We start from the raw sequence: 23,910 nt of genomic DNA, 5'->3' as shown, positions 1-23,910 counted from the left end.
CGGCGTGACCGAGACGTGGAAGGCCGGCGACGCCGGGATCCTGCAACTGCCCTCCGGCCGCCTCGTCCGTGGCCGCGGCCTGCGCCGCCCCCTCCCCGCGGGGCCGGATCCCGACTTCGCGGTGTACCTGCTCGGCAAGCGGCCTCCCGAAGTCCCCTGGGAGGCCGCGTGGCTGCGCTGGCCGGACTTCCGCCTCCCCAGCAGCCCCGCCGGGGCCCGCGCCGTCCTCGGCGAGGCGTGGACGCGGGCCGCGGCCGAACGCGTCGAGATCGCGTGCGCCGGCGGCCGCGGCCGCACGGGCACGGCCCTGGCCTGCCTGGCCGTCCTCGACGGCGTCCCCGCGGACCGTGCCGTGGCCTACGTCCGCCACCACTACGACCGCCACGCGGTCGAAACGCCCTGGCAGAGGCGCTACGTGCGGCGCTTCACCGCTTGACGCCGCCCCGGACCAGCCGCCGCGCGAATCCGGCCGGCTCCGGCACCCGGCGTCCATGGTGGCCCGCCGCCCCTCCCCGCACCCCCGGAATCGCCACCGTTACCGTACTCGGGCGATCTTGAGCCGGAACCGGCCGGCCGGACCGGAGTGAACAGGAGCCCCATGCACGCCGCAGCCCAGGACGAGGCCCACGACGAGTTCTTCCCCTTCGTCCCGGCACCGGAGGACGGCGCCCGCTGGCAGGCCCCCACCGACGTGGAGCAGTACCTGTACAAGGTGACGAGGTCGGACGACTCCTACGCCTACCTGCGCACCCTCGCGATCGAGGGCGTCTACTACCCGGTCCGCCTCGACGAGGCGCAGGCCGCCGGCGATGACGCCCACCCCATGCTGACCATCGAGACCCCGGACGGGCGCACCGTCCTGCAGGTCTACACCTCCGGCATGCTGCCGCGCCCGCACCCGTTCCTTGTCTACGAGTACGCGACCCTCGGCGCGCTCGCGCAGATCGTCCCGGACGGCGTGGACGTCCTCGCCGTCAACGCGGCCACGCCCTGCGAGCAGTACTTCCTGGTCAGCGACGAGGAGCGGGAGGTGTGGCTGGATCTGCACCACGACCTCTTCTCCCCGGACGACCTGATGGACCGCGTCGTGACCCGCCGCACCGGCGCCCCCGCCCCCGGCCCGCTGCTGCATGGCCTGGCCTGCGGCGCGCACCTGTGCTTCCGCAACGGCGACGCGTGGAACACCCTCCACTGGCACGGCATGGGCTACCGCGGCGAGGCCGAGCGGATCGCCGACGACTGGGGCGTGCACGGCCGCGAGGACTGGCTGGAGACGGAGGAGCGACTCCTCGGCCAGGACGTGAGCCCCTGGTACTGGGACTTCGTCCTGGGCGCGCGGACCGCGCTGCTCCGGTCGCAGGGCGGCGGCCGCGCCGACCCGGGGCAGTGGCGGGACACCGTCGAGGCCACGGTGCGCGCCCGCGCCCTGGAGAACGGCACCCCCGCCGGCGACCCCGACTTCGCCGGGTTCGTGGCGCACCTGCGCGACCTCGTGGGCCAGGTGCTGCGCTACGAGGCCCGGTTCCGCGCCGACGGCCTCCTGCCGCCCGACGGCCTCGTGCGTACGGTCGCGGCCTGGGACATCGGCCGCGGTTCGAAGATGGCCCGCTGGGGCAGGGGCGCGCGCTACGCGACGGAGGCCGAGATGCACGCGGCGATCGAGCGCGCGGCCGTGGCCGCGCGGGCCGCGTACGACTCGTGGGAGGAGTTCTCCGCCGGCTACGTACTCGGCCGGTGCCTGCACTTCGACGAGGAGGAGTTCGGCCCCTGGTACACGACGGTCCTCGACGCGCACCGCGCACTGACCAGCGACCCGGACAGCCCGTGGCGGACGGTGCCCTTCAAAGAGCCCGCACCCGGGGTGTGAGCTCCGCCACGCGGCGGCCCGCCGCTACGAGCGGCGGCGGGGCTTGCCGCGCTTGGCACCGCCGGAACCGCCCCGCGGGCTCTTGCCGGCCGCGGCCTTGCGCGGGGCGCCGCCGCCCGCACCGGGCCGCTTCCCCTTGGGCTGCGCCTTGCCCTGGCCCTTGGCCGGGGACTTGGCCGCGGCCTTGGAGGACCGGGCCTCGGCCTGGGGCTGGGTGCGGCCGCGCGAGCTGTTGACCGTCCGCCCGCGGACGATCCCGATGAAGTCCTCGACCAAGTCGGTGGTCGCGTCCTCGGGCCACGACAGGGCGACCCGCGACTGGGGGGCGTCCGTGAGCGGCCGGTACGTGAGGTCCTTGCGGTGGTGCAGGCGGGCCAGCGACTGGGGGACGGCGAGGACGCCCACCCCCGCGGCCACCAGCTCGATGGCGTCCGCCGTCGTGGCCGGGCGCTCGATCGCGGGCCGGCCCGGCAGCCGCTCCCAGCCGAGCACGTCGTCGAGGGGGTGCAGCACGATCTCGTCGGCCAGGTCCGCCGAGGTGACCTCCTCGACCGCCGCCACGACGTGGTCCTTCGGGATCACGACGACCGTGGTCTCGGTGTACAGGGGGATCGCGCTGAAGTCCGTGCGGTCGGCCGGCAGCGGCAGCCGGACGAAACCCGCGTCGGCGTCGCCGCCCAGCAGCACGTCGCACGCTTCGGTGGCGGGGACCGCCACGAGCTGCAGAGGGATGTCGGGCAGCCGCTCGTTCCAGATTCGCACCCACTTGGCGGGCGTCACTCCCGGGACATAGGCGAGCCGGAACGAAGGGGAAACTTCCGAGCCTGTCACTCCGCCAGGCTACCGGTCGTGGTCGAGGTAGTGCACATGCTCGAATACCCTTGACGCCATGACGTCGCACAAGACCGCCCAGACGATGAAGCCCGCGACCGCGGCGAAGAAGCTGGGTGTGTACCTCCAGGCCACCCCCACCGAGTTCCAGGAGGGGGTCGTCACGCGCAGTGAGCTGAACGCGCTGCAGGCCGAGCCGCCCGCGTGGCTGCAGGAGCTGCGGCGCAACGGCCCCCACCCCCGGCCGGTGGTCGCGGCGAAGCTGGGCGTCTCCATTGCGGGCCTCGCCCGCGGCGGCATCACGGACCCCCTCACCACCGAGCAGATCGACGAGCTGAAGAAGGACATGCCCGAGTGGCTGCAGCGCGAGCGCGCCACCCAGGCCGAGGTCCGCAAGGAAGCCGTGCGCATCAAGGAGAAGCAGGCGAAGCAGGCGGACCAGGGCGCCTGACCCTGCGCCCGTCCCGTCCCCGGTGAACGAGATCCGCATGTCGGGCGGCAGGCCCGGCCGTCCCGGCACGGGCCTGCGCTCCTCCGCCCACGCGGCGCCGTCGACTGCCGGTCCGGCGTCCGGGTGAACACCCGGGGTCACCGGTGTCGCCCTGCGGCGCCCGAGGAAGGCGTCGGGAGAACGGACCGTGGCCGGGTCGGGACGTCGTGCCGAGGAGAAGCGCCGTGGAAATGCCTCAGGTGAGCGTTTGTCAGGTGGACGAGTGCGCCTACAACCAGGACAGCGCCTGCCACGCACTCGCGATCACCGTGGGCGACTCCGCCCACGCCCACTGCGACACCTATTTCGTCTTCCCCTCGAAGGGCGGAGACGCCTCGTCCGTCGGCCGGGTCGGCGCCTGCAAGATGGCCGGGTGCCTGCACAACGTCGGGCTGGAATGCCAGGCCCCCGGCATCACGGTGGCCGCCCTGGGAGCCTCGGCGGACTGCCTGACGTTCACGGCGAGGTAGCGGCGAGGGGCTGTTCTCCGGCCACGAACAGGTCGGCCACGTAGGCTTCCTCGATCTCCTCGCCGGGGAAGAGCGCGCGCAGGCGGCTGCGCTCGGCGGTAAGGAACTCCCGGGTGCCGGCCTCGCCGAGTACGAGGAACGCCGAGTGGCTGCCGATGTTGGCGAGGTGGACGCCGAGGGGGACGACCCGGCTCCAGCGCACCTGGCGGCGCACGCAGTGCAGCCTCCCGAAGCCGGCGAGCCGGACGGCACGGTCGTCGTCCGGCTCCCTGGTCGGCGGTTCCGTGCCGGTGTGGCGCGCGATCCGCTCGTGCTGGGCGGCGAGCCACGGCACGTCGAGCGCGGTCGTGTTCCACCAGACGGCGATCGCGCCGCCCGGGCGCAGGACCCGCAGCGCTTCGGGGACGGAGCGGGCGGCGTCGGTCCAGTGCCAGGCCTGCGCGTACGTGACGAGGTCGACGGACGCGTCGGCGAGCGGCAGGGCATTGCCGTCACCCCGGACGACCGGCACGCCGGGCAGATCACGGCGGAACCGGGCCGCCATGCCCTCGCCCGGCTCGACCGCGACGACTTCCGCGCCGCGCTCGCGCAGCAGGGCCGTGGCGATCCCGGTGCCCGCGCCGACATCGGCGACGCGGGCACCGGCGAGGGGGCGGCCCGCGAGCTCCTCGACGGCGTCGAGGAGGGCGGGCGGGTAGGAGGGCCGGTTCGCGGCGTACTGGGCGGCGGCCGCGTTGAACGACTGGGCGCGCAAGTGGGCGTTCATCCGCCCATCCTCGCTCCCTACCTTCCCCTCCCGCCGGGAATTCCGGGTACGGGAGCGGCCGGTGTGACGGGCGTGGTCAGCGCAGTTCGCCTTCGAGGAGCCCCATGAGGATCATGTCGTGCCACTTGCCGGCGCGGCGGAAGCACTCCCGCTGCCGGCCCTCCTCGACGAAGCCGACTTTTTCGTACACGCGGCGGGCCGGCTCGTTGTCCGCGACGACGGTCAGGGCGATGCGGTGCAGGCGCATCTCGTCGAAGCCGAACCTGCAGATCACGCGCATGGTGTCGGTCGCGTAGCCGCGCCCCTGGTAGTCCTTGTCGCCGATGCGGAGGTCGAGTTCGGCCGCGCCGGTCTCGGGTGCGGCGTCGCGCAGCCGCACCGAGCCGATCAGCCGCCGCTCGCCGAGCGGCTCGACGCCGAGGAACGTGCCCGCGTACGCGTTGCGGGGGAGGGCCGCGAAGCGCTCGGTGATCTGCGCCAGCGATTCCGGGTAGCCGCCGAACATCCAGCGCCCGATCTCGGGGTCGTTGTTCCACCGCCACATCGTCTCGGCGTCGGCCGGTTCGAGGGGCCGGAGCCGTACAAGATCACCAGTCAGCATGGTGGCAGGCTACCGGTGCGTCATGCTGCACGTACGTGCTGCTAGGCGGCCTCAGGACCCTCGCCGCGGGTGATCGCGAGCAGGACCAGGTCGTCGGTGATGCAGCCGCCGGTGTGGCGGGCGACGTCGGCGAGGAGGGCGTCGAGCAGGGCGTCCGGCCCGGAAAACTCCCGCCCGGTCAGCCTGGCGCCGGGGTCGTAGAAGACCCCGGCGCGGTCCCGTGCCTCGGTGAGGCCGTCGGTGTACAGCAGGAGCGTCGTTCCCGGTGGGAAGGGCACCGTGTCGGTTCGGTCCTCGCCGGCGCCCAGGTCCGCCAGACCGAGGGGGAGGGCCGGTTCGGACGGCTCCGCGTAGCGCGCCCGGCCGCCGTGCAGCAGCAGGGGCGCCGGGTGACCGCGGTTGAGCAGCTGCAGCGCGTCGCCGGAGTGCGGGATGCCGGCCAGGATGCTCGTGACGAACCCTTCGGTCCGCTCGACCCCGTTCCGCCGGTCCGCCTCCCGGCGCAGCGCCCGCTCCAGCCTGGCGGCGACCGTGGTGATCGCGGGTTCGTCGTCGGCGGCCTCCCGGAACACCCCCAGGGCGACGTCCACGGCCTTGACCGCGTCCATGCCCTTGCCCCGCACGTCGCCGACCAGGCAGCGTACGCCGTACGGGGTGTCCTGCACGCCGTAGAGGTCACCGCCGATGTGTGCGTCCTTCACGGCCGACTGGTAGCGCACGGCGATCCGCAACGGCCCGATCGAGGCCGGCGGCTGCGGCAGCACGGCGCGCTGTACGGCGAGGGCGATCTTGCGTGCGGACTGCAGCCGCACGTCGCTGTAGTACATGAGGCGGTTGACGACGACGGCGAAGGCCGAGACCACCGTGACGGTGGCCAGCTCGCTCTGCCCGCCGGAGTCCCCGAGGAAGCCGAAGTGGATCAGCAGCGCGGTGTCGGCCGCGCACGCGCCGATGCCCGCCAGGATCGTCGCCCGCAGCGACAGTAGTGCGGCGGCCGACATCGGCGCGGCCGTGTAGAAGGCCTCCGCGCTGAAGTGCGGTGGGGTGTTGTAGTCGAGGGCGGCGCCCCCGACGAGCAGGAAGGCGGGCATCCACTGCAGGTGACGCAGGCACCAGCGCCCGACGCCGGTACGCTCCGTGCCCGGTGCCCTCACGTGCCCGCTCCCGCTCTTCCGCGTCGTACGACACGCTCCAGCATCGTCGGGCCGGATGAGGGCTGCCAGTCATGAGGCGCCCGTATGGCGCAGCCACTCCCGGCGGGTAAGCGTGTACTCCACGTCGCCGTGCCCGCGTCATCGGGCGGCCGCCGGTGCCGCAGACGATCACTGCGTGCGCTGTGCGTTCCACAAGGGGAGGCCTTCGAAGAAGGACACGGCTTCCGTGCGCCAGTGCGGGCGCCAGGAGGAGGCCTCGGCGGCGGCGTCCTCGGCGTAGTGCCGTACGGCGGCGCGGAGTTCGTCGTCGACGCCGCGGTCCCGGGCGATGCCGCGTATGCGGTCGATCGTGGCGGCCGTGCACCCCGGGTCGCCGAGTGCGGACTCCAGCAGCGTGCGCTCCGCGGTGGTCGCGGCGGCCAGTACGGCGCGGACGGCGTAGCTGCGGCGCCCGGAGCGGATGTCGGAGCCCGGGGACTTGCCGGTGGTGCGCTCGTCGCCGAAGAGGTCGAGGTAGTCGTCCCGCATCTGCCCGCTGATGCCGGCCAGGGTCGCGTAGCGGCGCAGGCGTTCGTCATGGTCGGCCAGGTGTTCTCCCGCGGCCAGCAGCCCCAGCCGCAGCGGGGCGAGGATGGAGTACCGGGTGGACTTGTACTCGCAGACGGTGTGCAGCAGGTCCTCGGAGGGGAGCGGCTCGAAGTCGCGTTCCAGGTCGGTGATCTGGCCGGCGACGGTCTCCGCGCCCGCGCGCAACTGCACCTCCAGCATGCCCTGCTTGACCGCGGCGGGCGCGGCGGCCTCCAGCAGGACCTGCATCGACAGGAAGGCGGCGAGGTCCCCCGCCAGCACGGCGAGCCCCAGCGCGGTCCGGGGATCTCCGGGGAACTCGCGGCGGTAGGCGTAGTACGTGGACGGGCCGCCGCGCCGCACGGGGGCGTCGTCGATGATGTCGTCGTGGACCAGCCCGTGCGTCTGCAGCAGTTCGATGCTCAGCGCGGCTTCCTCCAGACCGGGCGGTTCCTCGTCGGTCACCAGGTGGGCCGCCTCGTACAGCAGGGCGACGCGCAGGCGCTTGCCGCCGCGCAGGGAGAGGTCGCGCAGGAGGTCCAGGCAGCGGGGGGTGAAGCGGCTGAGCGGCGGGGTGTCCAGGTGCTCGGAGAGGGAGTCGAAGTACGCCTCGAAGCGGGCGTCGAAGCGGTGCCGGTATCCGGCGAGCCGCTCCCGGGCGGCGGCCGCGGTCGTGCGCTGCGCATGGTTCGTGGTGCTCATGGGGGTCCACCCTTCCAGCAGCCGGGGAAGGGTGCGACCGTCGCTACGTCTTGTCATCGCCGCAACACTCTACGTAGCATTGTGGAATCAGGGGTTCCGGACGTCCGGAGGGGGTCACGATGAAACGTATCGCCAGCCTTGCGTGTGCGGCTGCCGCCGCCCTTGCCTGTGGTGTGGCGACCGCCGACGCGCACGGCGAGCAGGGGGCGTACAGCGAGCACGAGAAGGCGCAGGGCTTCGCCTCCACGCCCCATGCGGCCCCGCAGCAGGCCGCCGGGGCCGGCGCGGAGGCGGGGGGATTCCTGCAGGTCTTCGGAGATCCCGTCGAAGTCGGGCCGGGGGCGAACGCCCCTGCCGTGGCGGTCTGTCCGGTCGGACGCGTGCCGGTCGGTGGCGGCGGCGAGACCTCCGCGCACCGCATCTACCTCACCGACTCCTTTGCGCAGGGCCCGCAATGGGTCACGCGCGGCACGAACACCAGCAACGGCAGCGAGTCGATGCGGGCGTTCGTGGTGTGCGCGGCCCGCGGGTGAGGCCGGCGCACGGGTGAGGCCGGCGCGCAGAGGGCTCCGGCGCGGACGGCCCTGCGGGAGATCTCAGCCGGTCGGCAGTCCGGCGATCGGCAGGCCTGCGATCGGGAGCGGTCCCGCCGGGAGCGGAGCGGGCGCCGACCTGCCCTGCGAAGCCGTCATCGTGTCGCCCACGCCGCGCCCCGCCGTCCCCGCCGCGGTGCCGATGGTCCGCTGAACCGGATCCGTCGTCTTCTTCACCGCCGAGCCGGCCGCCTTGCCCACCGCGGGAACAGCCTGCTTCACCAGCTCGGCTCCCGACGCCCCCGCGAGGGTGGTCGCCTTCTGCGCGACTCCGTCGAGGCTGTCGCCCAGGTTGCCGGCGTCGACGGCGGCCAGCTCCCCGAGGTCCGGCGGCTTCGGCCGGTCGGCGGCGTGCGAGGCGGCGGCCGACCCCAGCGTCAGGGCGGCCGCGGCCAGCGCGGCGGTGGCAATGGCTCGGCGCATCAGGTCTCCTCCGGGGACGCGAGCGGGTCTTCTCACGAGAACGACCGGCGGGCCTTACGGACACGCACCGCCTCGTCGTCACCCGGACCGTCTCACGCTCCGTTCACGCTTCGCCCTGAGGCTGCGAGGGCCGGAGGAACCAGCGGCACGCCACCTCGGCGACCTCCTCCAGCGCCCCCGGCTCCTCGAACAGATGGGTGGCGCCGGGTACGACGTGGACTTCGTGGGGCACTTGCAGCCGGGCCGCTGCCGCGTGGTTCAGCCGCAGCACCTCGTGGTCCTCGCCGCCCACGATCAGCAGGACGGGCGCCCGGACACGGCTGAGCGCGTCGTCGGCGAGGTCGGGGCGGCCGCCGCGCGAGACCACCGACCGCACCTGGTCCGGCTGCTCCGCCGCCGCCGTCAGCGCTGCCGCCGCACCCGTGCTCGCCCCGAACAAGTGCACCGGCAGGTCCGCCGTGCCCGGGTGACCGCCGAGCCAGTCGATCGCCGCCGTCAGGCGGCTGCTCAGCAGGGCGATGTCGAAGCGGTGCCCGGCCGTGAGGGCGTCCACCGCCTCCTCCTGCTCGGTCAGGAGGTCCATCAGCAAGGTGGCCAGCCCGGAGCGCTGGAGCGCGGCGGCGACCGCCCGGTTGCGCGGGCTCAGCCGCGAACTGCCGCTGCCGTGGGCGAACAGCACCACCGCGCCGGCAGAAGCGGGAACGACGAGGTCGCCGGCGAGTGCCGCGCCGCCGGCGGGTATGAGCACTGCGTCGGAGGTCATCGCGATTCACCCTCTTCCGCCCCTCTCCAGCCTCTCTCTGCACGGGCGTCACGACCAGCCGGGCGCCGTCGCGGTGCCGCGCGCAGCGTCCGCGCCGTTCAGGGTGCTTCGCTTCAGGCGGCTTCGCTGACGAAGGCCCCCGCCTGCGCGGCTGCCGCCGCGGCCGCCGCCGCACGCTCCGCCGCCGCCTCGTCGAGCGGTTCGCCGGTGGTGAGCAGACGGTAGTAGAGGGGGGCGGAGACGGCGCGGACGACCTCCCGGGTGTCGGTCCCCGCGGGCAGCTCGCCCCGTTCGACGGCCTGCCGTGCGCAGGGCTCCCACTCCGTGACCCGGGTGTCGTAGAAGCGGTGCAGGGCCGCGGCCGCCTGGTCGTCACAGGTCGCCGCGGCGATCACCGCCTTGAACAGCGCCCCCTGCCGGGGGTCGGCCAGCGTGCGCTGCACGAGGCGGGCGTTGGCGCGCAGGTCGCCCAGCAGCGTGCCCGTCTCGGTGCGCGGGAGCGACTGCTCGGCCATGTCCGCGAGCAGGTCGGCGACGAGGTTGGCGGGCGTTCCCCAGCGGCGGTAGACGGTCGTCCGGCCGACTTCCGCGCGGCGGGCCACGTCGGCGAGGTCGAGACCGGCGAGCCCGCCCTCGGCCAGCGCGTCTCCGGCGGCCTGCAGGACGGCGGCCCGCACGCGCGCGGTGCGCCCGCCCGGGCGCAGGGTGCCGGGGTCCGCACTCCTGGATGTCATAACGGGACTCCCATTCCATTAGCGGCTGAGCTCTGTTACGGTGGACCCATCTTAACGGGATGTGCGTCCCGATAGTGAGGGGAAGGGAACGGCTGTGGAATACCGACGACTGGGCGCTTCAGGACTGATGGTTCCGGCACTGAGCTTCGGCGCGGGGACCTTCGGGGGGCGCGGCGAGCTCTTCGGCGCCTGGGGCGACACCGACGCCGCCGAAGCGCGCCGCCTCATCGACATCTGCCTCGACGCGGGGCTCAACATGTTCGACACCGCCGACGTGTACTCCGCCGGAGCTTCCGAAGAGGTGCTCGGCGCCGCCGTCAAGGGCCGCCGCGACCGGGTGATCCTCTCCACCAAGGCGGGACTGCCGATGGGCGACGGCCCGGCGGACGCCGGGACCTCCCGCTCACGCCTGATCAAGACCGTCGACGACGCGCTGCGCCGCCTCGGCACCGACTACATCGACCTCTTCCAGCTCCACGCCTTCGATGCGGCAACCCCCGTCGAGGAGGTCCTCTCCACCCTCGACGACCTGGTACGGGCCGGGAAGCTCCGCTACACCGGCGTCTCCAACTTCGCCGGCTGGCAGCTGATGAAGTCGCTCGACGCCGCCGACCGGCACGGCCGGCAGCGCTACGTCGCCCACCAGGTCTACTACTCCCTCATCGGCCGCGACTACGAGTGGGAACTCATGCCCCTCGGGCTCGACCAGGGCGTCGGAGCCGTCGTCTGGAGCCCCCTGGGCTGGGGACGCCTCACCGGCAAGATCCGCCGGGACCAGCCGCTGCCGGCCGGCAGCCGCCTGCACGCCACCGCGGACTACGGCCCGCCCGTGGACGACGAACTCCTCTACCGCGTGGTCGACGCCCTCGACGAGATCGCCGGCGAAACCGGCAGGACCATCCCGCAGATCGCCCTGAACTGGCTGCTGCAGCGCCCGACCGTCTCCTCCGTCATCATCGGCGCCCGCAACGAGGAACAACTGCGGCAGAACCTCGGCGCGCTCGGCTGGAACCTGACCGCCGATCAGGTGGCACGGCTCGACGCCGCGAGCGCGAAGGCGGCTCCGTACCCCTACTTCCCGTACGAGCGCCAGGAAGGCTTCGCACGGCTCAACCCGCACCCGCTGCGGCGCGCGGACGGCGCGGTCTGACGCGCCCTTGCCCGCCGCGGGCCGGGCGGCGGGCAAGGAGGGGCCGTCAGGCGGGCAGAGCGGCCTCGACGGCCGCCAGCACCTCGGGGGCGTCCGGCTCCGTCTGCGGGCTGAAACGGGCGAGGACACTCCCGTCGCGGCCGACGAGGAACTTCTCGAAGTTCCAGCGGATGTCACCGGTGTGCCCCTCGGCGTCCGGCGTGCCGACGAGGGCGGCGTACAGGGGGTGCCGGTCCGCGCCGTTGACGTCGGTCTTCTCGGTCATGGGGAACGTCACGCCGTACGTGGCCGAGCAGAAGGAGGCGATCTCCTCGGCGGTGCCGGGCTCCTGCCCCATGAACTGGTTGCACGGCACGCCCAGCACGGTGAAGCCGCGCGGCGCGTAGTTCTCGTGCAGCTTCTCCAGCGCCGCGTACTGCGGGGTCAGGCCGCACTTCGAGGCGACGTTGACGACCAGGACGGCCTTGCCGCGGTACTGCGCGAGATTCGCGGGGCCGCCCTGGAGGGCGCCGATCTCCACTTCGTGGACGGACACGTCGTGCTCCTTGCTCTCTGCATGATCAGGTCACTGCATCCGCGCCCCAGTATGCCCGCCCCGCCCCAGCCCCTCGCGGCCCGGCCTCCAGGCCCCGGGGCACACGGTCTTCTTCCGGGCCCTATGGCCGCCCGGTGAGGCGGTGGCGGGCGGACGCCTTGCGTTGCAGGTGTTGCAGGCGGGCCTCGAAGCGTGAGTGGGCTCCGCGCACTGCCGGGTGGGCGGCTGGCTCGGCCTCGGCGGGCCGCGGGGGCGCCGGCGGAGCGTCCGGCGGGGCGGGAGGCCCGTAGGTCCCGTACGGTGCCGGTGCCGTCGGCGGCACCGGCGGCGCGGCCGGCACGGGCGGCATCGTCCGCGCCTGGTGCTCCTCGGCCAGCACCGCCATCAGCTCGTCGCCGAACCCGAGCCCCGCCGCGTAGTCGTCCGCCCGGCACTCGGCCCGGCGGTGCAGCCAGGCGACGAGGAACGGGCCGATCGCCACCGGCAGGGTGAGCCACCACATCGACTCCGTGAACGTCAGCACGTACACGAACCACACGAACGTCACGGAGAGACACCCCCCGCAGGCGATGCCCGCCACGTTCCTCGAGCCCAGGAGCAGAAGCAGGCCCGTGGTGATCAACCGCCACACCGTACGGGCCGGCAGCGCGTACCAGTCGGCGAGCATGCCCGCCCACGTGTGCCCGCCCACGTGGTGGCCCAGCTCGTGGGCCAGGACGGCCGCCAGCCGGGAGTTCGGCAGCCGCTCCAGCGCGTGCCGGGTGACACCGACGATGTGGCCGGCCGCGGCCGTCGCGTTGAGCTCGGCACGCTCCTGGACCCACAGCTCGTAGGTGCCCTGGTTCACCCCCGCACGACGCGTCACCTCCTCCCACACCGCGCTCAGCCGTTCCGCTTCCGCGGGAGTGGGGCGCCGCATGCGCAGCACGTACCGGGCGATGGCCGCCTCGGCGGAGCGGTGGAAGACCAGGGGCCCGGACAGCAGCCACACCACGGGCAGCACCAGGCCGAGTACGGGGTTGAGCAGGGAGGAGGCGAACGAGACCACGGCGAGACTGATCAGCGCCGTGGGAATCGTCACCACCAGCTGGGACAGGGCCGCGCCGTCCACTCCGCGCTGGTACGCCTTGAGGTGCTTGCGCCCCGACTGCAGCGTCAAGTCGTCATGGCCGACGGCGTTGACGGCGACGGACGGCGGGAGCTCCGGCCGGGGCGGCACCCCGAGGTCCCCTGCCGGGGGAGGCGGAACGGGCCCGGGGGAGGCGGGAGGGGCCGCATCGGCGGGGTACGCCGGTGGCGGTGCGCTGCCGCCCGGGTACGCCGCGGGTGCTTCCTGCGGGTAGGCGGGTGGGGTCTCCTGACCCGGATACGGCGGGGGCGTTGCTTCCCGCGGGTACGGGGGTGGCGCTTCCTCGCCCGGACAGGCCGGGGGTCCTGCTTGGCCCGGGTACGCCGGGAGCGATTCCCGGCCCGGGTACGCCGGGGGTTCTGCCGGGCCCGGGTAGGCCGGAGGGCGCGTCTGCTCGGGGTATGCCGGGGGCTCTGCCTGGTGACGGTACGGCGGCGTTGTCTCCTGGCCCGGGTACGCCGGAGGTTCTGCCGGGTCCGGGTAGGCCGGAGGCGCGTCCTCGCCCGGATACCCCGGCGCCGCTTCCTCCCCCGGATACCCCGGCAGGGGCGCCGCCCCATGTGCCTGCGGGTACGGCGGCGGCATCGGCGGCTCCTGCCGTAACGGAGCCGTCGGCGGTGGTGCCTCGGGCGTGCCGGGCCGGTTCTGTTCGGGCATGGCTGTGCGCCTCCTGACTGGTCGTACGAAAAGAAGGTGGCCGGCGGGTCAGCCGACGAGGAGCGCGCCCGGCAGCAGCACCATCGCCGTCGTGAAACCGGCCATGCCCGCGCGCAGCCACCCGTACTTGCCGGCGACGATCCGGCTGTTCTCCGTGAGCGCCGCGAGGACCGCGGCCGTGGGAGCGCGCTCGGTCTCCCGTAGTGCTTCTTCCAGCGCCTCCGGTCCACGGCGGGCGGCCCCGCGGATGTCGGCGAAGTGGGTGATCGGCAGGCCGGGGCGCCAACCGCGCGTCCGGTAGCGCGGGATCACCGACATCAGCAGGGAGAGCAGCGAGCCGAGGAAGCACACCGCGCCCGCCCACCACAGCACCTCTCCGAGGAGCGAGAGGGACGCCGGCTGCCAGCCCCGGACGGCGAGCACGCCGACGAGCACGGAGGCGGCCATGCCCTGCGCCGCCACCAGGACGGAGCCCTTGGTGTCGGCTCGGGCCGCCTCCTGGCGCAGTTCGGAGAGCAGCCGCTCGGCGGTGCGCGGTGCGGCGGCGGTCGGCGCGGGCCCGCCGGTCGTCATCGGCCGGGAGGCGGCGTCGGGGGACGGTACCCGAAGACGGGGCCCGCGTCCTGCGGGGGCGTCCCGTCCCGGGGCTCCTGCGGCGGTGCGGCCGGCGGTACGGCGTCGCCCTCCACCGCGGACCCGTGGCCGTCGGACGCGTCGTCGCGCGCCGGCCCCTCGACCGCGGGCGCGCCGTCGGGCATGAGCGCCCCCCTCGCCGCGTTCATCGTCTGCCTGCGCAGCTCGTCCAGCTGGTGCTCCTCCAGTCGGCCCGGTCCGCCGCCGAACGCCTGCAGCGCGACCTGCAGCTGGTTCTGCATGGCGTGGGTCTGGTCCGCCCGGAGGTTCTCCAGGACCATGCGCGCGTCCTCGGGGTGCTGGGCGAGGTGGAAGGCCAGGGCGGCGGGCCCGCCGCGCTCCAGGTAGTACGCGTAGTACTGGATCTTCTGGGCCTCGATCTCCTGCAGTTCCAGCTCCTGCTGCCCGCGGATCAGCTGCCGCTCGTGCCCGAGGTTCTGGTGCTGCAGCTCGATCCGGTGCTCGTGCTGTCCCTGGGCGAGCGCCCGCTCGGCCGCCAGTTCGTCCTCCCGCATCAGCAGGGCGTGCTGGGGGTCGAGCTTCTGCCGCGCGAACTCGATGTCGCGCAGTTCCCGCGCGTGCGTCAGGGCCTCCTCGTCCCGGCGGATCTGGATGCCGCACCGCACGTGCAGCCCGGCGCCCGCGCCCAGCGGCCCGGCGGCGGCGAGGGCCTGCTGCGCCTCCTTGTCCGCCGCCGCGCTGTCCTCCATCGCGTACGCGCGCAGGACGGGCCGTACGGCGTCGTCGACGCGCCGCTGCACGAGGGCGGGCACGTTGCGCTCTCCGCTGGAGACGAACGCCGCGGGGTCCAGCACCTGCCAGCTGCAGGTCAGGGTCACCTCGAAGAGGAAGGCGTCGTTGCTGCTGGGCAGCGAGAGGACCGCGCCGGCGTCGTGCAGGCCCATGTCCACCTCGTACACGGTGGTCCACCGGCGGGTGGCGACTTCGGCGCGGCTCGGGCGGCTCGGAGGCAGGAAGGTGTCCAGTCCGCCCTGGGCCGTGGTGAAGACCAGGGCGTAGTCGACGCGCGTGGTGCGCAGCGGTTTGAAGCGCGACAGCTCCTGGATGGTGACGACGGGGTCGACGAGCTGTGAGTGGCGGTTCGCGTCCTGCTGCCACTGGGGCTGCGGGCTCATGGTGCGGCTTCTCCTCGGGACGGTTGCAGGCGGGAACGAGTGGAGCGGGGCTGCCGGATGGTCACGGCGCCGGTCACGGTGCGGGCGGCGGGGACAGCTCCCCGCGCAGCCGGAGGGCGACGGCGGGCGGAGCCGGGTCCGCCCCGGCGCGCAGGTTCTCCAGCAGGTAGACGAGCCGCTTCGTGTCCTCGACGGACACGGCCAGCAGCGGGAGCAGCTCGGAGAGGACCCGTTCGGCGTCCGGGTCGTTGCCCGCTGCCCGGACCCAGCCGCGCATGGCCTCCAGGCCGGACGCGGAGTACAGCGGGTCGTTGAGGACCATGCGCCACAGGGCGGCGAGCGACTGCCGGAGCAGCGCGCCGGGGGTGCCGGCGGTGGCCTCGGCACGGCCGAACAGGTCGAGGAGGAGCGGGCGGCCGCCGGCGCCGTCCACGGGACCGCAGGCGTGGACGACCGTGCGCAGGACGAAGTCCCGGGCGAGGCCGCCGCGGGTCAGCGGCACGAGGGCGGGCCACAGCTCGGCCGCGGCGCCCCCGGCCTCCCACGCGCCCGCGTTCTGGCCTGCCGCGAGCAGCACGGCGGCGGCGGACTGGGCGAGTTCGTCGAGCTCGGCCGGCCACGTGCGGACCGGTCCGCCCCGCGCCTCCATGGCGCGCACCGCCGCCAGGAGCGCCTCGACGGCCTCCCCGGCGAAGGCGTCCCCCACGAGGGCGTACGTCCGCACGGCCGCCCGGCGCAGCCGGTGGTCGTTGGTCGTGCACCACTCCCGCAGAATGCGCGGCACGTGGGGCGCGCCCAGGTGGTGGGCGAGGGCGAGCGCGTTGGCGGCGGCCAGCCGCGCGCGCAGCCGTGCTTCGAAGACCCACGGGCGGATGAGGAGGGCCATGGTCGACGGCAGGTCGGCGTGCGCCAGGACCGCCGCGGTGGAGGCGGCCCGGGTGCGGACGACCGGGCGGGGGTCGTCCGCCAGGCGGCGCAGCCAGGTCACGAGGGCGGGGCGGGCCGACGGGTGGCCGGTCCAGACCTCACGGAGCAGGGTGATGGCCGTGAGCGGGTCCCGGAACTGCACCTTCGTCTGCAGCACCGGCCCCCATTCGGTCTCCTCGGTCTCCAGGTAACGGTCGGCCTGTGCGTGTTCGACGCGCTGGGCGCTGGAGGTGCCGAAGACGGGGATGCGGGCCGGCTCCCCGGGGTTCTCGATGCGCTGCAGCAGGCCGAAGAGGACGTCGCTGAGCTCGGCGGTGAGCGGGTACGGGGCCTCGTTGAAGGTGGCGAGCGCGATCAGGAACGCCTTGTCGTGCAGGGTCTGTTCCGTGCCGTCGAACCAGGTCCGGACTTGCCGCTCGGCGGCGTAGTGGCCGTAGGCGGCGAGGCCGGCGAGGGGAAGGATCCCCTGGGCGTGTGCGGCGATGCGGTCGGCGAAGGCGGCCAGGTCGGCGACGGGGCGCCGGTGTCCCAGGACCGCCTGTACTTCGGGGAGGGCCAGGAGCGTTCCGATGCTGTGACCGGCCAGGTCCTTGTGGCGCAGATGGCTGCGGAGCAGGGCCGCGGGCTCCGGCGGCCGCCACGGGACGGGCCCGGCGCCACCGTGGACGACGGGGTGCGGCCCGACCACCACCACGAGGTGGCTCCCGGCCGCGCCGAGCTTCTCGCTCAGGGCGCGTAAGTGGTGCTCGCGCAGGGGCTGTTCCGCGCTGGTGGGGAAGTCGTCGATGAGGTGCCCGCACCCGTCGCGCACTTCCCCGGCGAGGCGCCCGGGGGAGAGCGCGGGGTCCAGGGCCCGGTAGGCCGTCGAGCCGACGGCGCGCAGCAGCATGAGGGCCGCGGCGCGGCGCCCGGTGGTCGCGGGGCCGGAGAGGACGGCGACGCGGTGTTCCCTGAGCCGGGTGAGCGCGAGGCCGAAGGGGCTGCCGGGCTCCCAAGTGTCGCCCGGTGCGCCGTCTCCGTCTTCACCGCAGGAGGGGAAGGCGAAGTTCCGTGCGAGGGCCTCGACTTCCGCGGCGGGGATCTCGCCGGACCGCTCCTCTTCGTCCCCGCCGAGACGGTATTCGACCTTGCTGCCGCCGAGGATGACGTCGCCGGTGACCTGTCCGCCGCTCACGCCGTGCTGGTCGCCGCCGACCAGCGAGCCGCCGAGCTGCGCGGAGCGGCCGAGCATGATGCCCGGGCTGTGGCGGTAGAGGTCGCGGCGGGAGTCCCAGGCGTGCTCCGTCTCGGGGTCGGGCTCGGGGCCGGTGGCGGTTGCGGAGTCCGGGCCGGCCGGGCCCGGTTCCGGATCCGCGCCCGGAGCACGGCCCGCGTCGTGGCCCGGCGGGGCGGACGCTGCCGGCGCCGGCTCGCCGGCGGCCGACGGGGCTTCGTAGGGGGCGTTCACGACCGGCCTCCGTCCTCGGTACGGGATTCCCCGGCGCGGTCGGCCGGGGCGGACTTGGTGCCGGAGCCGCCGAGGATGACGTCGCCGGTGACCTGTCCGCCGCTCACCCCGTGCTGGTCGCCGCCGACCAGCGAGCCGTGCACCACCGGAGCGCCGTGGAAGTGAAAGACAGCGCCACCGGAACGCTCGGGAGCGGGAGCTTGCGCCCGGGCCGGGGGCTGTGGTGCGGGGGACCGGGAGGAGACGCCTCCGGCCTCCCCGCCCTCGGCCGGCACCTCCGTCCCGCCCCCCTGGATCCACGCGGACAGGACCCCGTCCTTCACCGTCACGTCCGTGCGCCGGAACAGCTCCGGCCGGACCCCGTGGTGACCGTGCCGGACCACCCCCTCGTACACCGGCGTGCTCACGGCCAGGACGCAGTGCTCGTCCGCCTGTTCGGCGAGCGCCCGGCGCAGGGCGTCCGAGTCGAGCAGGCGGAAGGCCTGGTTGAGGTCGTGCCCGACGAGCCCTCCGGTGGTGCCGGCCTGCGGGTCGTGGGCGACCTCGCCGGCGGCGAGCACCATCCGCAGGCGCATCTGCGCGCCGCCCGAGGCGAGCCGGTTGTGGTCGTGGAGGAGTTCGGGCGTGATCGTGAGGAGCGCGCGCAGGACCGCGGTCTTGGCCACGTCCCCGCTGATGAGCACGATCAGGCCGTCACCGCGGTCCTCGCGGTACTGCTGGGTGGCTTCGACGCCGGCCGTCACCAGGGTCTGGTCGACGACCGTGTTCAGGGTGCGCCGGAGCACGGCCTGCACCACGTCGTCGCGGCGGCTGAACCGCTCGATATCGAGGAGCAGGATGGTCCGGTTGACAGGCTCGCGCATGGCCGCCTTCCGCTGGAGACGTGGCCGTGAAGGCCTTTGGAGACATGGGCCGTTAAGGCCTTCTTGACACTGGAAAGGTGCCACTGAAACGGAGTTTGAGGCGACGGAAACTAGCACACTCGCGATGTGACGGCGTACACACAACGGCCCCCGGGAAGCGCGGGACCCGCCGGCCGCCGCCCCGTCACCGGTCCCCTTGGCGCGCCATCCTCCGCAGCACGTCCGGGCGCATCACCACCAGCCCGCGCCGCCCCGTGCGGACGATGCCGCGCTCCCGCAGCCCCTTCAGCAGCCGGGCGACGGCCTCGCGGGAGGCGCCGACCGAGCCGGCGAGTTCGCTCTGGGTGAGCCCGGGCGTCAGTTGCACGCCGTCCTCCGCCTCCTCGCCGTGGCTGCGGATCAGCTCCAGCAGGAGCAGGGCCAGCCGCTCCTGGACGTTCAGGGCCGCGTACTGCAGGCGGCGGCGGTCGCTGTCGCGCATCCGGTCCGCGGTCAGCGCCAGCAACTTCCGGGAGATGTCGGGCCGTTCGTCGAGGAGGCCGCTGAACCGGTCCGCGTCGACGGCCAGCGTCTCGACCCGTCCCAGCGCCGTCACCGTCGCCCCTCGGGGGCGCCCGCTGAGCACGGCCCCTTCCCCGACGATGTCGCCGGGCCCGCGCAGGGCGAGCAGGGCCTCGTAGCCGTTGGCGGCCGCGGAGGTCACCTTCGTCCAGCCGGAGAGCAGGATCAGCACGTGCGCCGTGGGCTCGTGCTCGCGCAGGAGCACCTGCCGGGCGCTGAAGACGAGGGGCGTCGCGCTCTCGAAGAGCGCCTGCCGGTCCTCGGCCTCCAGCCGGACCACGAAGGGAACACGGTCCTCGAACTCCATCGCCTGCCTCTCCTCTCCCGCCTGCCCGACGGCCTCCGCGTCCGGTCCGGATGCGGGAAGACGGAGAGTACGGCCACGACCGCGGACTAAACCCCTCCGGTTGGCGGGGGTGGGCCGTTCCCCCGGCGGGGGTCGTGGCGCGGACTGTCCTGCTTGAGGCCAATGTTCCCGGTCTCATCCTCTACGGCAGGATCATCCTCAACTTCCGCATCACCCCTCCTGTCCCCCCTCGTCACGCATGAGGAGCAGTATGCGCATATCGACGCAGCGCGTTTTCGCCACCACGGCCTTCGCCGGAATGATGGCGGCCGCTTCCGCCGAACCGGCCCACGCCGCCCCCACCCCCGCCCCCGGCGGCGACCGGATCACCCAGGCCACGCAGACCGGCCTGGAAGCGTTCCACGGCTACAAGCCCGGCCACCTCGACTCGATCCTCGAAGGGCTGCGCCCGGTCGGCAGCGCCGGGAACCACGACCCCGACTGGAAGGGGCTCTACCTGGCCGAGACCACCGGGCACGCCGCCGGCTACAGCACCAACGAGGAGGGCACGGCCGCCGGCGGAGTCGTCCGGGTGACCCTGCCGGACGAGGTGAACGTGGCCACGGTCCACCTCGCGCACAGAGCCGACGAGACCGGCGACGCCTTCCTCGACCGCCAGCTGAGATTCGTCAAGGAAGAGTTCGGCGTTCCCGCCGGCAAGCCGCTGATGGACGCGCTCGGGGAGAAGAACACCGTCCTGAAGATCGCCGACGACGGCACGGGACAGAGCGAGTTCATCGTCCCCTGGAAGATGGCCGAGCGCGCCAAGGCCGAGAAGGCCGTCGAGTTCCGCGGCAAGAACTCGGCCATGGACGCCGCGATCTACGCGGCGGCCCCGGCCAACTGCCTCGCCCCCACCGGACGCGTCAAGCGGTCGGCCGACCGCTGCCTGCCCGTGGACTGGGACAAGGTCGAGGAGAAGGCCAAGGCCACGGCGAAGAAGGTCGCACAGGACGCCGAGCACGTGGAGCGGCTGCCCAAGCGCAGCCCCAAGGGGCCCACCTGGGGCGAGGCGCACTCCACCGCGGAGCTCACCCACGCCAAGGTCCGCGAGGTCAGCGGCGCCCACGTGGCCGCCTCCGCCGCCGGCGTCGGGACCTGGGTCTACGGCATGGCGAAGACGTTCTCCGACAAGAACGCCACCACCCTCGACAAGGCCGCCGTCACCGGCGCGGTCGTCCCGGGCCTCGGCCAGGCGCTCGGCATCGCCGACGGGATCCAGCACGGCGACCCCGAGGCGATCGCCGTCAACGCCGTGGCCCTCGCCGCGCTCGCGGCCGCCCAGGTCGTCCCCGTCGTCGGCGAGGTCGTCGACGCCGTCCTCCTCACCGAGCAGCTCGTCGAGGTGCTCGTGGACGTCTTCCGCACGGCGACGGCCGACCCGCCCCCGGCGCCGCGCCTCGACGCCGGAGCCCTGCCGATGCTGCCCGTGCCGCGGGCGTCCCTGCCGTGCAGCGTGTGGTGGACGTACATGGACGTCCTGTGGGAAACGGCCGGGAAGGTGCCCGCGAACGAGAAGGTCCCCTCGAAGACGCAGGTCGTGGTGCGGGAGCGGGGCGGCAGCGAGTACACGTACCCGGTGGCCGACGGGAAGTCCCCCGGCTGGCTGGTGCCCAAGGGCTACGGCACCACCCGCACCTTCGACGTCTTCTACCGGCTCAAGACGGACCAGGGCAGGGTCCTGGAGTCGAAGCAGCGGGCGGTGGTCCGGGCGAAGTCCGAGATCGCGCAGTGCAACACCCTGATCTGGAACGAGGACTGGGAGCGCTGACGCCGAAGCGCCCGCGGTCCGCTCCCGGGTCCGTCACCGTCAGCTGCCGGTGACGGACTTCCGGGCGTCCACGTACGAGGGCAGGTTCTTGTTCTTGCCGGTTCACCCGTCGCACGTCACGTCGTACAGCTTCAACGGCAGGCTGCCCTTCAGGCCCACGTACGCCGTGAGGTGCTTGTCCGGGCCGGCCTTCCACCGTGTGGTGACCGTGGCCCACCCCATGCCCGACGGCTCGGCCGTGACCTTGCCGACGACGATGTGCCGCGGAGTGCTCCGGGCGCAGAGCAGCACGTCCTGGCCCTTGGCCGCCGCGGCCCTCCGCCGGAGCTCCGCATCGACCTTGTGGATCCGGTCGGACGCGCTCGGGCCGTGCTGGCCGTAGAACTTCACGAGGAAGCTGCGGACCTGCGCCGCCGTGTACTGCTTCGGCTGGGCTGCGGCCACCGGCGCCGGACCGGCGATGCCGGCCGTGCTCAGCGCGAGGGCCAGGGCGCAGCCTGCGGTGACGCCGGCGGCACGCGAACGGTATGTGGACAGGGGTACGCGCATGGGCATGGATCGGTCTCCTTTTCCCGCTTTGTCCCTATCAGACACGGAGTGACGCCCGAACGGTGCGGTACGGCTCGGGCGAGCGGTGGTGCGGGAAGCGGCGCGCGCCTCCTGGGTCCCGTAGCGCGCTGGGCTCCTTCACGTGCCCGGTGCCGGAGCGTCCGCGACGGCCCGCCCCGCGATGTTGCGCGCCATGCCGCCGAAGACGACGGCGTGGAAGGGCGTCACGCTCCACCAGTAGGCGTGCCCGGCCAGGCCGTGCGGGCGGAACAACGCCCGCTGCCGGTAGACGGCGCGCGACGGCCCGTCCGGAGTGACCGTCAGCTCCAGCCAGGCGCGCCCGGGCAGGCGCATCTCCGCGCGCAACCGCAGCAGACGGCCGCGCTCGATCTCCTCGACGCGCCAGAAGTCGAGGGAGTCGCCGATGCGCAGGGAGTGCGGGTCCCGCCGGCCGCGGCGCAGCCCGACGCCGCCGGCGAGCCGGTCCAGGAGCCCGCGCACCGACCACGCCAGCGGGAACGAGTACCAGCCGTTGTCGCCCCCGATGCCCTCGACCACCCGCCACAGCTCCCCGGCCGGTGCGGCCACGGCCACCTCGCGGCGGTCCTCGTAGAGGCTGCCCCCCGACCACTGGGGATCCGACGGCAAAGGGTCGCTCGGAGCGCCGGGCAGCGACGCGGAGGACCAGCGGGTGGCCACGTCCGCGTCCCGTACGCGCTTGAGGGCCAGGCGGACGGCCTCGTCGAAGCCCAGCAGCCCCTCGGGCGGATCCGGGGCGTAGCGCGCGAAGTCGTGCTCGCGGCAGACCACCTCGTGGCGCAGCGACTCCACCAGCGGCCGGGCGATGCTGCCGGGGACCGGGGTCACCAGGCCGACCCAGAGGCTCGACAGCGCGGGCGTGAGCACCGGCACCGGAAGGACGAGGCGTCGCGGGAGGTGTTCGACGGCCGCGTAGCGGTTCATCATCTGCCGGTACGTGAGGACCTCGGGGCCGCCGATGTCGAAACCGCGGTTGAGCTCGTCCGGCAGCCGGGCCGCGGCCAGCAGGCAGCGCAGCACGTCACGGACGGCGATCGGCTGGATGCGCGTGTTCACCCAGCGTGGGGTGATCATCACGGGGAGCCGCTCGGTGAGGTGGCGCAGCATCTCGAAGGACGCCGAACCCGAGCCGATGACGACCGCGGCGCGCAGGTGCGCCGTGGGCACGCCGCTGTTGAGCAGGATGCGGCCGACCTCGGCGCGCGAGCGCAGATGGGGCGAGAGGTCCCGCTCGGGCACCTGCCGGGGAGCGAGCCCGCCGAGGTAGACGATCCGCCGTACGCCGGCCTCCTTCGCCGTCCGGGCGACCGCGAGCGCGGCCCGCCGGTCCTTCTCCTCGAAGTCCGTGCCGGCGCCGAGGGCGTGCACGAGGTAGTAGACGACGTCCACGCCCTCGAACGCCGGGGGGAGGGTGCCGGGGTCGGTGACGTCCGCCTTGACGGTCTCGATCCGGTCGGCCCACGGCTGGTCCCGCAGCCGCCGCGGCTCGCGGACGAGGCACCGCACCCGGTACCCGGCCCCGAGCAGCACGGGCACGAGCCGCCCGCCGATGTAGCCCGTCGCACCGACGACGAGCACGCGGGACGGTTCCGCTGCGGTGCCGGGGACGTGCGCGCTGGTGTCCATGGGCTCCACGTTTCCCTACGCGTCCCCGGGTTGGTTGACGCCACGCAGTACCGCGCTCGCGCTTCAGGGCCGGGCGACATCCGCGATTGGAAGGTTCAGCTCAGTTATGCGCTCCACCATCTCCGGCTATACCCGTCTCCCGAAGATTCACAAGTTCTCCGTTGCCGGCATTGCCGCGACCGGTGCCGCCGTCGTCGCGGTCGCTGTCGCCCCGCACGCCTTCGCCGCCGACACCGCCTCCGCCTCCGGTGCGTCGACCGCTGCGGTGAAGACGGTCGCGTGGAACGCCAAGGCTTTCGGTGAGACGCAGCACGACGCGCTGGAGCAGCACACCGCCGCCGCCGTCACGGCCGCCAAGGCCGACGCCGGCAAGGCGAGCGCCGAGAAGGAGCGTGCGGAGAAGCAGGCCGCCAACCGTTCCACCGAGCGCAAGGCCCTCGAGGCCAAGCCCGCCGCTCCGGCGAAGAAGACGTACGCCAATAATGTGGACGGCTGGATCAGTGAGGCCCTGGACATTCTGCGGGCCAAGGGCATTCCGGCTTCGTACGAGGGCATCAAGAAGAACGTGATGCGTGAGTCG

General features: G+C 73.7%; 24 protein-coding genes and 1 pseudogene. 8 read left to right on the top strand and 17 right to left on the bottom strand.

All coding sequences use genetic code 11. The features are described 5' to 3' along the window. Positions 1–4: 4 nt before the first annotated feature. Together IF61_RS0100125 and IF61_RS0100120 are read left to right on the top strand one after the other, a co-directional pair. A complete protein-coding gene (locus IF61_RS0100125; RefSeq protein ID WP_030364055.1) occupies positions 5–436 on the top strand; it encodes a protein-tyrosine phosphatase family protein in 432 nt (143 codons plus the stop codon). Positions 437–598: 162 nt separating this feature from the next. Next, the gene (locus tag IF61_RS0100120) at positions 599–1,867 is read left to right on the top strand and encodes a DUF1266 domain-containing protein (protein ID WP_030364054.1); all 1,269 of its coding nucleotides are present in this window, start codon (positions 599–601) and stop codon (positions 1,865–1,867) included. Positions 1,868–1,891: 24 nt separating this feature from the next. Here IF61_RS0100120 and IF61_RS0100115 read toward each other — a convergent pair whose 3' ends face one another. Further along, positions 1,892–2,698, bottom strand: a complete 807-nt coding sequence (locus IF61_RS0100115) for a LysR family substrate-binding domain-containing protein (protein WP_030364053.1) — start codon at positions 2,696–2,698, stop codon at positions 1,892–1,894. 58 nt (positions 2,699–2,756) lie between these two features. Between IF61_RS0100115 and IF61_RS0100110 the strand changes: the two genes are divergently transcribed. Together IF61_RS0100110 and IF61_RS0100105 are read left to right on the top strand one after the other, a co-directional pair. Continuing rightward, the gene (locus IF61_RS0100110; RefSeq protein ID WP_030364052.1) at positions 2,757–3,149 is read left to right on the top strand and encodes a DUF5997 family protein; all 393 of its coding nucleotides are present in this window, start codon (positions 2,757–2,759) and stop codon (positions 3,147–3,149) included. Between the two features lie 230 nt (positions 3,150–3,379). Beyond that, positions 3,380–3,658 (top strand): DUF1540 domain-containing protein, encoded by a 279-nt coding sequence (locus tag IF61_RS0100105; RefSeq protein ID WP_223267682.1) that lies wholly within the window; start codon positions 3,380–3,382, stop codon positions 3,656–3,658. Here IF61_RS0100105 and IF61_RS0100100 read toward each other — a convergent pair. From IF61_RS0100100 to IF61_RS0100085, 4 genes are all read right to left on the bottom strand, one after another. After that, a complete protein-coding gene (locus tag IF61_RS0100100; protein WP_030364050.1) occupies positions 3,645–4,424 on the bottom strand; it encodes a class I SAM-dependent methyltransferase in 780 nt (259 codons plus the stop codon). The two genes, IF61_RS0100105 and IF61_RS0100100, sit on opposite strands and share 14 nt — an antisense overlap. Positions 4,425–4,500: 76 nt before the next feature. Next, positions 4,501–5,025, bottom strand: a complete 525-nt coding sequence (locus IF61_RS0100095; RefSeq protein WP_030364049.1) for a GNAT family N-acetyltransferase — start codon at positions 5,023–5,025, stop codon at positions 4,501–4,503. A 41-nt stretch (positions 5,026–5,066) separates the two neighbouring features. After that, on the bottom strand, positions 5,067–6,179 hold the full coding sequence (locus IF61_RS0100090) for a PP2C family protein-serine/threonine phosphatase (protein ID WP_043187282.1): 1,113 nt from the start codon (positions 6,177–6,179) through the stop codon (positions 5,067–5,069). A gap of 168 nt (positions 6,180–6,347) precedes the next feature. Beyond that, positions 6,348–7,448 (bottom strand): polyprenyl synthetase family protein, encoded by a 1,101-nt coding sequence (locus IF61_RS0100085; protein ID WP_030364047.1) that lies wholly within the window; start codon positions 7,446–7,448, stop codon positions 6,348–6,350. 119 nt (positions 7,449–7,567) lie between these two features. On the opposite strand from IF61_RS0100085, the gene IF61_RS0100080 reads away from it, so the two are divergent. Further along, entirely contained in the window at positions 7,568–7,981 is a 414-nt protein-coding gene (locus IF61_RS0100080) for a hypothetical protein (RefSeq protein WP_157848523.1), read from the top strand. 63 nt (positions 7,982–8,044) lie between these two features. Here IF61_RS0100080 and IF61_RS0100075 read toward each other — a convergent pair whose 3' ends face one another. The 3 genes from IF61_RS0100075 to IF61_RS0100065 all read right to left on the bottom strand — a co-directional run bounded on the left by IF61_RS0100075 (position 8,045) and on the right by IF61_RS0100065 (position 9,961). Then, a complete protein-coding gene (locus IF61_RS0100075) occupies positions 8,045–8,464 on the bottom strand; it encodes a hypothetical protein (protein WP_030364045.1) in 420 nt (139 codons plus the stop codon). 103 nt (positions 8,465–8,567) lie between these two features. Beyond that, entirely contained in the window at positions 8,568–9,227 is a 660-nt protein-coding gene (locus tag IF61_RS0100070; RefSeq protein ID WP_030364044.1) for a dienelactone hydrolase family protein, read from the bottom strand. 113 nt (positions 9,228–9,340) lie between these two features. Then, entirely contained in the window at positions 9,341–9,961 is a 621-nt protein-coding gene (locus IF61_RS0100065; RefSeq protein ID WP_030364043.1) for a TetR/AcrR family transcriptional regulator, read from the bottom strand. Positions 9,962–10,055: 94 nt separating this feature from the next. Between IF61_RS0100065 and IF61_RS0100060 the strand changes: the two genes are divergently transcribed. Continuing rightward, positions 10,056–11,111: an aldo/keto reductase gene (locus IF61_RS0100060; RefSeq protein ID WP_030364042.1), complete on the top strand. Its 1,056-nt coding sequence runs from the start codon at positions 10,056–10,058 to the stop codon at positions 11,109–11,111. Positions 11,112–11,157: 46 nt separating this feature from the next. On the opposite strand, the gene IF61_RS0100055 is transcribed toward IF61_RS0100060, so the two are convergent. From IF61_RS0100055 to IF61_RS0100025, 7 genes are all read right to left on the bottom strand, one after another. Then, on the bottom strand, positions 11,158–11,646 hold the full coding sequence (locus IF61_RS0100055) for a glutathione peroxidase (protein ID WP_030364041.1): 489 nt from the start codon (positions 11,644–11,646) through the stop codon (positions 11,158–11,160). A gap of 121 nt (positions 11,647–11,767) precedes the next feature. After that, positions 11,768–12,865: a M48 family metalloprotease gene (locus tag IF61_RS34985; protein WP_052392260.1), complete on the bottom strand. Its 1,098-nt coding sequence runs from the start codon at positions 12,863–12,865 to the stop codon at positions 11,768–11,770. A 615-nt stretch (positions 12,866–13,480) separates the two neighbouring features. Then, positions 13,481–14,005 (bottom strand): Pycsar system effector family protein, encoded by a 525-nt coding sequence (locus tag IF61_RS0100045; protein ID WP_030364039.1) that lies wholly within the window; start codon positions 14,003–14,005, stop codon positions 13,481–13,483. Beyond that, on the bottom strand, positions 14,002–15,201 hold the full coding sequence (locus IF61_RS0100040; protein WP_052392259.1) for a hypothetical protein: 1,200 nt from the start codon (positions 15,199–15,201) through the stop codon (positions 14,002–14,004). The genes IF61_RS0100045 and IF61_RS0100040 overlap by 4 nt, the downstream gene beginning before the upstream one ends. Before the next feature lie 73 nt (positions 15,202–15,274). Continuing rightward, the gene (locus tag IF61_RS35675) at positions 15,275–17,575 is read right to left on the bottom strand and encodes a hypothetical protein (protein ID WP_052392258.1); all 2,301 of its coding nucleotides are present in this window, start codon (positions 17,573–17,575) and stop codon (positions 15,275–15,277) included. Continuing rightward, a complete protein-coding gene (locus tag IF61_RS0100030; protein WP_043187279.1) occupies positions 17,572–18,438 on the bottom strand; it encodes a hypothetical protein in 867 nt (288 codons plus the stop codon). Before IF61_RS0100030 ends, IF61_RS35675 begins: the two co-directional genes overlap by 4 nt. A gap of 184 nt (positions 18,439–18,622) precedes the next feature. Beyond that, positions 18,623–19,306, bottom strand: a complete 684-nt coding sequence (locus tag IF61_RS0100025; RefSeq protein ID WP_030364035.1) for a Crp/Fnr family transcriptional regulator — start codon at positions 19,304–19,306, stop codon at positions 18,623–18,625. A 250-nt stretch (positions 19,307–19,556) separates the two neighbouring features. On the opposite strand from IF61_RS0100025, the gene IF61_RS0100020 reads away from it, so the two are divergent. Next, positions 19,557–21,116: an ADP-ribosylating toxin gene (locus tag IF61_RS0100020; RefSeq protein WP_030364034.1), complete on the top strand. Its 1,560-nt coding sequence runs from the start codon at positions 19,557–19,559 to the stop codon at positions 21,114–21,116. A gap of 102 nt (positions 21,117–21,218) precedes the next feature. Here IF61_RS0100020 and IF61_RS0100015 read toward each other — a convergent pair whose 3' ends face one another. Together IF61_RS0100015 and IF61_RS0100010 are read right to left on the bottom strand one after the other, a co-directional pair. Beyond that, positions 21,219–21,671, bottom strand: a complete 453-nt coding sequence (locus tag IF61_RS0100015; protein WP_107042940.1) for a hypothetical protein — start codon at positions 21,669–21,671, stop codon at positions 21,219–21,221. A 132-nt stretch (positions 21,672–21,803) separates the two neighbouring features. Continuing rightward, positions 21,804–23,330 carry an SDR family oxidoreductase gene (locus tag IF61_RS0100010; protein WP_052392257.1) on the bottom strand — a complete coding sequence of 509 codons (1,527 nt, stop codon included), beginning with the start codon at positions 23,328–23,330 and terminating at the stop codon, positions 21,804–21,806. Positions 23,331–23,436: 106 nt separating this feature from the next. Here IF61_RS0100010 and IF61_RS34975 point away from each other — a divergent pair. Beyond that, a pseudogene (locus tag IF61_RS34975) lies at positions 23,437–23,910 on the top strand (transglycosylase SLT domain-containing protein); the annotation flags it as partial.

Origin of the sequence: Streptomyces roseoverticillatus (genome assembly GCF_000719265.1) — a bacterium.
GTDB lineage: Bacteria > Actinomycetota > Actinomycetes > Streptomycetales > Streptomycetaceae > Streptomyces > Streptomyces roseoverticillatus.
Note: the sequence above shows the minus strand (reverse complement) of the source record. Positions and strands in the feature narration are given on the sequence as shown.